Source organism: Steroidobacter flavus (genome assembly GCF_042651805.1).
Taxonomy (GTDB): Bacteria; Pseudomonadota; Gammaproteobacteria; order Steroidobacterales; family Steroidobacteraceae; genus Steroidobacter; species Steroidobacter flavus.
On sequence record NZ_JBHSDU010000014.1, the window covers coordinates 1,138,208 to 1,149,776 of the forward strand.

8 protein-coding genes are annotated in these 11,569 nt (G+C 61.9%); 6 read left to right on the forward strand and 2 right to left on the reverse strand.

Annotated elements, in window-relative coordinates; translation table 11 throughout:
* The first annotated feature begins 60 nt into the window (after nucleotides 1-60).
* The 6 genes from ACFPN2_RS27315 (at nucleotide 61) to ACFPN2_RS27340 (ending at nucleotide 6,038) form a co-directional block, all read left to right on the forward strand.
* The gene (locus ACFPN2_RS27315) at nucleotides 61-816 is read left to right on the forward strand and encodes a TorF family putative porin (RefSeq protein ID WP_380602548.1); all 756 of its coding nucleotides are present in this window, start codon (nucleotides 61-63) and stop codon (nucleotides 814-816) included.
* 34 nt (nucleotides 817-850) lie between these two features.
* Nucleotides 851-1,486, forward strand: coding sequence for a sigma-70 family RNA polymerase sigma factor (locus ACFPN2_RS27320; protein ID WP_380602866.1), 636 nt, complete (start codon nucleotides 851-853; stop codon nucleotides 1,484-1,486).
* 8 nt (nucleotides 1,487-1,494) lie between these two features.
* Nucleotides 1,495-2,130, forward strand: a complete 636-nt coding sequence (locus ACFPN2_RS27325; protein ID WP_380602550.1) for a S8 family serine peptidase — start codon at nucleotides 1,495-1,497, stop codon at nucleotides 2,128-2,130.
* On the forward strand, nucleotides 2,127-3,383 hold the full coding sequence (locus tag ACFPN2_RS27330) for a S8 family peptidase (RefSeq protein WP_380602552.1): 1,257 nt from the start codon (nucleotides 2,127-2,129) through the stop codon (nucleotides 3,381-3,383). Before ACFPN2_RS27325 ends, ACFPN2_RS27330 begins: the two co-directional genes overlap by 4 nt.
* Before the next feature lie 72 nt (nucleotides 3,384-3,455).
* The gene (locus tag ACFPN2_RS27335) at nucleotides 3,456-4,979 is read left to right on the forward strand and encodes a hypothetical protein (RefSeq protein WP_380602554.1); all 1,524 of its coding nucleotides are present in this window, start codon (nucleotides 3,456-3,458) and stop codon (nucleotides 4,977-4,979) included.
* A gap of 105 nt (nucleotides 4,980-5,084) precedes the next feature.
* On the forward strand, nucleotides 5,085-6,038 hold the full coding sequence (locus tag ACFPN2_RS27340; RefSeq protein WP_380602556.1) for an aspartyl protease family protein: 954 nt from the start codon (nucleotides 5,085-5,087) through the stop codon (nucleotides 6,036-6,038).
* On the opposite strand, the gene ACFPN2_RS27345 is transcribed toward ACFPN2_RS27340, so the two are convergent.
* Nucleotides 6,035-8,497, reverse strand: coding sequence for a penicillin acylase family protein (locus ACFPN2_RS27345; RefSeq protein ID WP_380602558.1), 2,463 nt, complete (start codon nucleotides 8,495-8,497; stop codon nucleotides 6,035-6,037). The two genes, ACFPN2_RS27340 and ACFPN2_RS27345, sit on opposite strands and share 4 nt — an antisense overlap.
* Before the next feature lie 16 nt (nucleotides 8,498-8,513).
* Entirely contained in the window at nucleotides 8,514-11,438 is a 2,925-nt protein-coding gene (locus tag ACFPN2_RS27350) for a TonB-dependent receptor plug domain-containing protein (RefSeq protein WP_380602560.1), read from the reverse strand.
* Nucleotides 11,439-11,569: the final 131 nt, after the last annotated feature.

Consider the following 11,569-nt stretch of genomic DNA (forward strand, 5'->3'; position numbering starts at 1 on the left):
AACGCGTATGCTGCTGGTCCCGGGAATGCTCTCGGACTAGCAGCGCGCCCACGGCCCGACATGAGCACGTTCACTTCGCCCACTGCTCGACACTTCGTTGCATGCGTCGTGTGCCTATTGATCTTGAGCGCCCCGCTGCGCAGTGCACGAGCTGAAATCAAATGGACCGGTTCGCTGGCGTTGACCAGCGATTACATTCAGCAAGGCATCTCGCAGACGCAGGGCGAGCCGGCACTGCAAGGCGGAGTGCGCGCCCAGTTCGATGAGCGCTGGACCGTCGGCGCCTGGGCCTCCGCGATCGATCGTTATCACGGCAAAGGCGGCAGCACGGAGATCGATGTGTATGCGGGCCGCGCCTGGCGACTCAATCCCGAATGGATCGCGTCGCTGACCGCCACGCATTATTTCTATCCGAACGACCTGCCCTATGTGAACTACGATTACGACGAAGTCACCGCGTCGCTGGGCTATCGATCCATGGCGTTTGCAACGGTGGCCTGGTCGCCGAACTATGGCGACGCAAGTTATGAGGGCTACGCGGACGACCGTTCGACGCTGTCGTATGAATTGAGTGCCAACCAACCCATTCTGCGCGGCTGGTCCGGCAATGTCGGCGTCGGCTATCGGGACTTGAGCGAGCTGTTCGATGAGTCGTATTGGTACGGCCACGCCGGGCTGATGCTGTCGACCGACCGGTTCACCGTGCATCTCACTTATACCTACGTGGACCGCACGGCCCGCGAGCTGTTCGGTCACGACCGGGCCGCCATTACCTGGTTGGGCACAGTGATCTGGAGATTCGGCAACCTGCATTGAACCGCTTGGCCTGCCCGGGGTACCTACCCGCGTGATGACGCGTATCCACAACGAATCGGGTCCGAGACTGGCGACGGTCGCCAAGCCGTCCGCGCTCAGCAATAACGAAGCTGAGCTGGCACTGATCCGTCGTGTGAGCCTGCGCGACCGCACCGCCTTGCGCGAGCTGTATCTGCTCTATCACCGCCGGCTGTCCCGTTTCCTGATGCGACTGACGCAGCGGCAAGACCTCGCCGAGGAAGTCATCAACGATACGTTGCTGGTGGTATGGAACAGTGCCGACCGTTTTCGCGGCGACTCGCGGGTCTCCACCTGGATCGTCGGGATCGCCTATCGACGCGCGTTGAAAAGTATCCGGCGACGACGCTCGTTCGAGCTGGTCGAGCTGGAAGCCACCGATTCGCTGGTCGGCGTCGACAATCTGCAAGCTTGCGAAACTCAGGAATGGATCGAAGAGGCCCTGGAAGAGCTGCCGCTCGAGCAACGCCTGTGCCTGGAGCTGGCGTATGTGCTCGGTCACTCCTGCGAAGAAATCTCGGTGATCACCAGCTGCCCGGTCAACACCGTCAAGACACGCTTGTACCATGCCCGCCGCAAACTGAGCGTGCTGTTGCCACGACTGGCCGGCGCTGCTCAGAGCCCGCCCCAAGGCAATAACTCGAGCAAGTGACAAATCGCATGCCCGCCCGAATGCACGCCAACCATGAACACTGCTGGGAGTTGATTCCCTGGGTCGTGAACGGCCGCGCTTCCGACGCCGAACAACGCGCTGTGCTGACTCATGCCGAAAGCTGCGCCGAGTGTCGCGAAGAATTGGAACGACACCGCGTGCTTCACAGTCAGATGCGGGGCAACGACGATGTGATTGCGGCACCGAATGCGTCGTGGCAGAAACTGCTCGCGCAGATCGATACACAACCGGCAACGCCGGTATCCGAATCCCGCAAAGTCCGTCGGCCGTGGCTGATCGCTGCGCTGTGGTTGCAGCTGGTTGCTATCGCCGCGCTCGCGGGCGCGTTATTCACTTCCATCCGCCAGCCGGAATACAAAACGCTTTCGACGCCGACGCCTGAAGCCGCCGATCCGCGCGCGGCCGTGCGCGTGGTGTTCGCTCCCGATGCGTCGTTGAACAAGGTCAACGAGCTGCTACGACAGATCGAAGGCAACATCATTGCCGGGCCCAGCGAGGCCGGCGTGTACACGCTGTCGGCGCCGGCCGGCAAGGACGTGCAACGAATCATCGTGACGTTGCGTGCTCATCCGGAAGTTCTGTTTGCGGAGCCGAGTCAGCCGGTCGTCGGAACCTACCAATGAAACGCCTGGCTGCTCTGCTCGCGATGCTCGCCCTCGCCGGCTGCATGCAGCTCGCGCGCGATGGCACCGAAGAGGAACTGATTCGGACGCATCCTGAGCGCTTCGTCGTTATCACATTACACAACACGGACACGATGCCTTCGGCCCGTGCCGGCTCCTCACCGCGCGATTACGGCGCGGCCATGCCCTACGCGATCGCGCCCACGACTCGCGCGATGGCGTCGCAACTCGCCACGTACTACCGGATGAAACCGGTCCGCGAGTGGCCCATCGCGCAGTTGAGCGTTCATTGCATCGTGTATGAGATGAATGCCGGCGAATCGCAGTCCGATTTGCTTCGACGACTTCGCAGCGATGCGCGAGTGGAATCGGCGCAGCCGTTGAATTCGTTTGCCACGCTCAGCAGTGCCGACACCGCGGCCTACAACGATCCGTATGCCGGGCTTCAAGGCAGTCTGGCCGCGATGGGCGTGCCTCAGGCACACACCTGGTCACGAGGCAAAGGCGTGAATATCGCGGTCATCGACACGGCCGTGGACACCTCACATGCCGATCTCGCCGGCAGCCATATCTCTGTCAGCAATTTCACAGGACAACGCCCACGCCCGGCCGCTCATGGCACGGCAGTGACCGGCATCATTGCCGCAACTGGCGGCAATCATCTTGGAATCGTTGGGATCGCCCCCGAAGCGGACGTGCATGCGCTGGCGGCATGCTGGGCCGATACAGCCAATCCGGCGCAAGCGGTCTGTGACAGCTTCACGCTCGCCATTGCCCTGGCCAGGGCCATCGAGTTGAAAGCTCACATCGTGAACCTGAGCCTGGGCGGGCCCAGCGATCCGTTGCTTCGTCGGCTGGTCGAGCACGGTCTGGCACGCGATATGATTTTCGTGGCGGCGCTGCCGAGCTCGGGCGCGGCGACGGGCTTTCCGTCGGAAATTCCTGGCGTGGTGGTCGTCGATGCGGTCGGACACGAGCACAGCGCCCGGAATGTTCTGCTGGCGCCCGGCACCGACGTGCTCACGCTCGTCCCGCAGAATGGTTATGACTTTGTTTCCGGCAGCTCGATGGCGGCGGCCAATGTTTCGGGCGGCATCGCCCTGTTACTGTCACATCGCTTGAAAGCGGACGAAGTCCGCGATGTGCTGGCCCAGACCGCCCCGAGCGGCGACAGCATCAATCTATGTGTGGCCCTCGCCGGCCGCCAGGCCAGCCAGCGCTGTCTGAACGCCTCGACCGCCAGCACCCACTAACTAAAGCGGGGTGGGCTGTTTTTTTCCGCGCGCAGGAATACTCTATCCCTTGCCTTCACGCAGGGGGGCACCATGGCGCTTTCTGGCCTTCTAGAGTCGAAGAACGCGCAACGCACGGTCGCGGCCAGTGCGTCGGGTGCGCTTCACCTCATGATTTTCATCGTCGCCTTCGTATTGGGCGGCAAGCAGGACGGCATCGGTTCCAACGACCAGTCCTTCGCACAACTGGTCCTGATTGAAGCGCCCGATGTCGATCGGGCCGAAGGCGTCGAGCTGCGGCCGATCGAGCCGATGCAGGCATCGACGCTGCCGGCCGATATCTCGGTCACCATGCCCGAGCTGCCGCTGCCCTCTTCCGAGGCAGTCCGGAGCAACCCGGCGGACGAGGAACTGACGCCGCCCGATGTCGAAACTCAGCCCATGCCGCCGGTCGCGCCCGTGGTGGACAAGCCCGAGGTGACGTTCCTGGCGTCGATTCAGGAACAAACCTCACTTCCCCAGCGCCTGGCCAAGCTCGCCGAAGAGCTCCAAAGCAAGCCCGAGACCCCGCTGCAGTGGGAACAGGACGGCAGGCAATACACCGCCAAAATGGTGTGGGAACGTGCGCGGGACGGGACCGCACTCGATCGGGTCGTCGCCGAAGTGAGCGCGTCCGATCACGGCAAGCTCATGTCGACGCGGATCATGCTCAAACGGCTCGCGTTCTCGCAGTTCACCCAGGTGGTGGATCGCTGGGATCCATTGGTCCAGCTGCACGATGACGTCATCGTCGGTCGTTTTCACAGCAATTCGCAGTTCAACGTGCTCCACGACGCCAAGGTCGGGCCGAAGTTTCTGGGCAAAGTCACGACCGCCGCGCGTAGTTTCGAAATGTCGGCCAGAGGTCGCAATCGCGAGTCGGATGTTTTCGTCGGCGGCATCGAAACGCGCACGAATCGGATCAATCTGCCCCAGTCGCTGCAGCCTTTCGCCTGGGCCCCTTACGATCCGGAAGCCCGCATCCATCAGCTGACGGATGACACGCGCATCCGCTTCTTCGCCGACGGTAGTTATATGTGGCGCACCCATGACGCGCCAGGCTCGGGCTATATGAACAAGCCTTCCGAGCATCCGGTGTACTTCGTCGGCAGCGTCGGTGCGACGCTGTACGTGCAAGGGGTGGTGGCCGGCAACATGCTGGTCTACTCGCCGACCAAGATCGTGATCGAGGACGATCTCACTTACGCCAACGACCCGCGCCGCGACCCGGAGTCGCGCGACTATCTCGGCCTGGTGAGCGATCGTTATATCGAAATCGCCTCGCCCGGCACGACCGGTCCTGGCGACCTGACGATTCATGCGGCCATTTTTGCTGGCCGCCGCTTTGTCGTGCGCGACATCGATCATCCGCGTGCGGCAACCTTGAGGATTTTCGGGAGCCTGTCGGCCGGCAGCCTGTCAGCCAGCGAGCCGCGCTACGCGACCGAAATCGAGTACGACCATCGTTTCGAGCAGCGACGGCCGCCGGGCTTTCCGATGACCACGCGCTATGAAGCCGAGCGTTGGAACGGTCAGTGGTCGCAGTCCTCGGAACGAATGGCCGACGACACGCTCTAATTGCAAGGCTAGGATTCGACCGGGTCCAGAAAACGGCTCGGAGAATTCATGGGACTGAATGGGGAATTGGGGGGAGACTGGCGCCGAACAGGTGCCGAGGGAGCTATGGCCCCACGTCTGTTTTTATTCGCGCTCGTAGCGCTGGCGCCTCTGGCGACGCTGGCGAATGACGTCGATGTTCCATCCGCACCGCCGCCGCCGGCCACCGCGGACAATAAAGTCGAGGAAGTCGTCGTCGCCGCCCCCGAGCCGCGTTACGTCGCTCCCACCCTGAGAGATCGCATCGGTCGAGTCTGGGCTCCCGTTTATATCAACGGCAAAGGCCCTTACAAACTGGTGCTCGACACCGGCGCCAACCGGACCGCCGTCATTCCCTCGCTCGCCAGGAAGATCGGCACCAATCCTGGAACGAACGTTTTGAAAGTGCTCGGCGCAACCGGCTCCTCCATCGTGCCCGCCATCAAGGTCGACAGCATCGAAGTCGGCGACCTGTTCCTCGGCGACCGCCAGGTCGCCATCGTCCCCGACGTGTTCGGTGGCGCTGAAGGCGTGCTGGGCGCGGACGGCCTCAGCGACAAACGCGTCCACATCGATTTCAAGAACGACCAGATTTCCATCCTGCGCTCCACCGGCCCGGTCCGCGCCAACGGCTACACCCGCATTCCCGTGAAGCTGCGCTACGGCCACTTGCTGATGTTCGACGTCAAACTCGCCGGCGTCCGCACTCGCGCCATGCTCGACACCGGCGCCCAAACCACCATCGGCAACAGCACCCTCCGCGCCGCCCTCGCAAAACGAAAACGCCAGGGCGTGGAGAACACCATCATCGGCGTCACTCTCGACGCCCAAAAAGGCGAAACCGTTCTCGCTCCCTCAGTAGAGCTCGGCGACCTCACCCTTCGCGGCATGCAGGTGACATTCGGCGATATGTATATCTTCGACGCCTGGAAGATGACCGATCAGCCGGCGCTGCTGATCGGCATGGATATCATCGGGCTGCTCGATACGTTGATCATCGACTACAAGCGGCGGGAGCTGCATCTGCGGGCTCGCGGCTAGAACTTCAACTCCCGTCGACTCACCGTACTAGCCTCGACCTCCGCCGCGGTTACCGGTCGGGACTTGCAATCGAAGCTGGTGTACAGCTGCTGTTGATCGCGGTAGTGAGGGTCGGGTTTGCCGTCGGGGGCGATGAAGCCGCTTTGGCCGGGGGGCGTGGCGTCGCACATGGACACTTTGCCGTTCTTGAAAACATACATCGCGTTCATCGAGCCGCGTTTCTGATTGGGCTTCGAGACGATCTTTTCGTCCGGGCTGCTCCAAGGCACTTCGGCCGGGCTCAGCGGGCTCCAGGTCTTCGGTTTGGTTTCGAGCAACCAGACAGAAGGATCGGCACCGTAGCGGGCACTCAGAGCTTTATCGGCTTCAGCCAGCGTGGCACGGATGAACTCGGCGGGAGCTTCGCCGTGCAGGAAGTCGAAGGGAGGAATCAAAGTACCGCCCTCGCCCTTTGCAAGCGCGAAGTACAACACCTGCGCGCCCAATGGCTGGCCCCAAGGGCAATTGAGCGATGAGCCTGCGCCGCCGCAGCCAGTGAGATATTTCTTCGGGATGTCGCGCGAATAGAAACGAGTCAGCGCGGTCGCCATCCATTCATAGTAAGCAGCCACGCCCGGCGACGTGTAGCGGCCGGACCGCGCGGCATCGTCTTCCTGCCCATCCCAGCCAATAATCGCTTCGGCAACGATACGTGCGCGGCTATCGGCCGCTTCATTCGCGACGGCGGCTCGAAGCAGCGGCACGAAGTACGGCTGCTGTTCGCTCGCATAAGAAGCCGTGCGATTGACGTCCCACACCTCCGCCACCGTCAGCTTCGGCTTCGCGTCGAACTGGCGGGTGATGGCGTCGACATGATTCAACTTCGACCACAGCAAGGTATCGGTGTTGAGCACATCGATGGACGGCCGGTTGTTCCAGTTGGCGATGTAACCTCGCTTCGGATTCATCACCCGCGCGTTATCGGCCGCCGGCTGAAAGCCGAGCCATTCGCGCTCGCCCGTGCCGGGCGTGGGCAACTGGATCTCGAAGTCCTTCGGACGGATCGGATAGCGGCCCGCCTGAATGTAAGCAATGTTGCCATCGCGGTCGGCGTAGTACTGATTCTGGTTGTTCGACTTGCGTGCAATCGCCGCCGACCATTCGCTGAAAGACTGCGCCTTCATCTCATCGTAGTACGCGAACATCGACTCGAGCTCACGCCCCGCCCAGGAGCGACGCTTCGCATAGGCAGTGCGGTTCTGGTCGTCGAAAGCGATCACCGGCCCATGCACGGTCGAATAGAGATCGAGCGTCACCGGCTGACCGTCGCGCACCTTGATCGTGACCGTGCGCTTCGTCATCGGCACCCACTTGCCTTTGAAACGATACTGGTGCGGGTTCGCCGGGTTGAGCTGCTCTTGATACACATCGATGATGCTGCCGGCGAGCGCGGTCCGTCCCCAGGCAATCGTGCCGTTGGTGCCGAAGTGCAAATACGGCAGGCCCGGGTAGGTCATGCCGGTGGCATCGAGGCCGGCACCGTGCAGCGACGCGCTCCAGATCATGCTGGGTACGTGATCGCCGACTTGCGGTCCACTCACCAGCACCGCATCGGCATCGACCAGCCGGCTGCGATTGACCAGCCAGGTATTGCTCGAATGCGGCGTGCGATCCGGCCCGGTCCCGCCCCACAAATTGATCGACTGACTCGCCTCGGCCATCGCCGCCGCCGGCGACAACGGTTTGAGCGATGACATCTCCGCCGGCTTGAATGCTCGGCCCGGCTTGCCAGCGCGACCTGACTCCTGATCTTCAATCTGGACGGTCAGCGGCGAGGAACGATCATCGCGCCAGCGCAAGGTCGCGAAGATCTTCTTTCCTTCAACATCGCCATGAGCGGCAATCAGCTCGGACAGCAACGCCGTGTTGGAAATCTGCGAGGTGTAATCGGAGAAACGAAACAGCAATTGCCCGACCCACGACATGGGCACATCGATATCGGTCCAGCGCTCGGGTTGAAAGCCGAAATCCTTGAACTGCTTCGGCAGCAGACGATCCGGATCGGCCAACACGTCGCGGATGCGTGCGTTGATGCCTGCGACCATGCCGTCGATCGCGAGTCGATGCTCGCCCTTCAGGGCCGCCAGCTGCGGTCGCAAGGTTTCTGGATCGTAGTTGGTGAGAACGTCGCGATCCTTCTCCAGATAACTGGCACCGAACACCTCGGCCGCGCGCCCCTGCGAAGAACGGCGTGTCGATTCCAACTGGAACAATCGATCTTCCGCCAACGCGTAGCCATAGCCGTAGTAAAGGCTGTACGTATCGTCGGCATAGATACTGGGGACGCCGTAGTTATCTCGTTTGATAACAACAGATCCGTGCGGCGCCTGACTCTTGGCATCCGCCGCGAGCGTCATGCCCGCGAGCAACCATCCCGCCACGCCAATGACGACCCGGAGACCCGGCCTGCGATGAACCATGATCGAACCTCTATCGTCAGAAGGAGAAGCGGACGCCCAACCGATACATGCGTCCCAACAAGTCGTACAGCGCCGAATTCGTCGCGCGCACCAGATACGGGTTCAATCCCGCAGTGGCCACCTTGGGCGGATCGAGATTGAACAGATTGTCGATCTTGAAATAGAGCTGATTCTTCATGCCGCCGTTGCCGAACTCCAGATCGTAGGTACCGCCGAGATCCCAGTACAGCGCACCCTTGATGTGATTGTTATTCACCGTCGGGTTATTGATCGTGGGAGCCGGACAGTTCGACGTACACTCGATCCAGTTGTTGGCAATCACGCCGGGGCTGACCCAGCGCTGAGCCAACGTGATGCTGAAGCGATCGGTGCTGTAGCTCTCCGTCGCATAGGCCCGCCAGTTCGCGATGTTGCCGCTGTTCTGACCCGCCGCCTCGGTGACAATCGCGTTGGGAATGCCTGAGTCGGTGTCGTACTTGAACACATGAGTCGCCAACGCGCGCAGCGTGAGGTCAGCGGGACCTGCACCGAACAGCGCCGGGACCGGCGTGCGATAAGAAGCTTCGATGTCCACACCGTCGGTCTCGGTCGACGCCAGGTTCACCGGCTTCAGGCGGACCTCTGTCACCATGCCCGACGCGTCGCGAACGATGAAGTCACACAGCGTCTGATTGCCCTGGAAACACAGATCCATTTCCTGCTGAGTGGTGATAGTGCCGATCGCTCCTTCGACATTGATCCGGTAATAGTCGATCGAGGCGCTGAAGCCCGGCAACCAGTCCGGTTGATAGACCACGCCGATTTGTTTGGTCTTGGAATACTCCGGCTCCAGATCCAGATTTGCCAGCGTTGCCTGATTCACCGTGAACGACTGACCCGCGAATGGACCGACCAGATCGATCACGGTGCCCGTCAGATTCTGCGGCGCGCGGAACAGCTCGCTCAGATTCGGAGCGCGAATATCGCGCGATTGCAGTCCTCGCAATCGCAACCCCGGCAACGGCGTCTCCCAGGTGGCTCCGACTTTCCATGTCGTCACATAACCCGCTTCGCTGTACTCCGTGGCGCGAGCGGCAAGATTCAGTTCGGCTTTGCCGGCAGCTTCGTTATTGACGATCGGCACGACAGTTTCGGCAAATCCTTCGATGACATCGTACGCGCCCGCCGAGGGCCGGAAGTTGCCAGTGAACCAGTTGTTGCCGGAAGCGGATAGCAAAGGATTGTCGGCGTTGCCGGTCGACGCCGCGTCCGCGCGCTGACTGAACGACTCGCGCCGATACTCCGCGCCGACCGCCAGAGACACCGGGCCTGCCCAGTTGTCGAACACATCGCCCGAAGCGCTCACCGCAACGACTTCCTGTTTCAGTCGGGTATGCAGGAACGGCGTGCCGCTCACCCAGTCGATCGCGTCCTGCGAGGCCACGCCAGTGCCGATGACATTCAGCGGCACGCAGCCATTTGCCTGCGCGACAGCCGATCGACACACCACGCTGCCATCTGGCAACCGGATCGCGTCGATGGCTGCGAGCACGAGGTTATTCAGCGTGCCATGTTCAATCGAGCTGTCCGTGACGGTCGTGCCCTGCGTAGCGTATGCGTTGAGCGTCCAGTTCCGGTTGAACAGACTGAACTCGCCATCGAGACCGACCGTGAAACGATCCATCGTGCGCTCGTTGACGGCCACGCTATCCGGCAGGTCGGCGATGTAACTGCCGAACTGAAAACCGCCGCCAGTGCAACCGGCGGCGATCTGCGCCGGCAGGTATGCGTTGTCGCAGCGAATGGTGAGATTGCCGGTGCGATACTGGCCCGGGAAGGAATGCGCCGTGGTCTCGACGCCGCCGTGATTGTACGTCGCATAAACATTCATCGACGACGTGAGATCGTACGCGAGCCGCAGGTAGACAGTGTCGCGCTCGAGGGTCGAATCCAGATTGGAGTTGTTACCGACGTCGCCGCTCTGATCGCCGCCCGACATGTTCGGGCTCGCGATCAACGAGCCATATTGGAACGTGTACGGCACGCCACCGGGCCCAAAGGCCGTGCCCATCAACGGACCCGCCGTAATCAAGCCGCCGGGTGCCAGCCGCATGTCGACCGTGTTGGGCGCAACGATGTACTGGGGCTCACCCGCCGGCGTCCCGGCGATGGTGCGCTGGAGAATGCGAGTGCCGTCGTACCAATCGCGGTCGCCGATACCGCGCGGAATACCGTCGTTGTTCTGATATTCGCCGCTGATGATGAAGTGTCCACGGCCGTCGGCGAACTTGGTGCCCGCCGTCAACGAAACCAGATATTGCTCGTCGTCGCCATAGGTGGTGACACCGCCGCTGACGGTGCCCTTCACGCCGGTGAACTCATGATCGAGTACGTAGTTGACGACACCCGCCACCGCATCGGAGCCCCACGATGCCGAGGCGCCGCCGGTCACGATCTCGACTCTCTTCACCAAAGCCTGCGGAAACGCGCCGGCGTCTGTGACACCGATGTTCAACGCGCCGACCACGCGCTGATTGTCGAGCAGGGTCAATGTGCGATTAGTGCCCAGGCCTCGCAGGTTCAACGTGCTGAGTCCGCCGGTACCCGTGCTCTGCGTGGTGCCGAACGTGGACGTTGAATTGCTGCCCGCGAGCGACGGCAGCTGATTGGCCGCTTGGAACGCATTGATCTGGCCCGCACGCGTGAGATCTTCTTCGCCGAAGACCGTCAGCGGCGTTGGCGCGGAATAGCCATCTCGGGTAATTCGGGTAGCCGTGACGGTGACGGTGGTGAGCGCAGCGTCCGTTGGCGCGGGAGTTGCAACTTCGCCGTTCGATTCGGGCGCCGGCGGCGCGGTACTCTGCGCCGAGGCGGGTTGCCAGAACGCAGTGACACAAATGGCGGCCAGGGCACTGGCACAAACATTCTGCCGGTCTCTGAAACCTTTTCGTTCGATGCTCATCGATCCCCCTGTCATTCAGCCATGGCTGCGACGCTTGTTTTTTTGAGCGCAACACCCGGCTGGTTCTCGCAACTCGGGCGAGAACTAGGGTGCGAGCCTCAGGGGATAGAGGCAATGACAATTGCCTGATA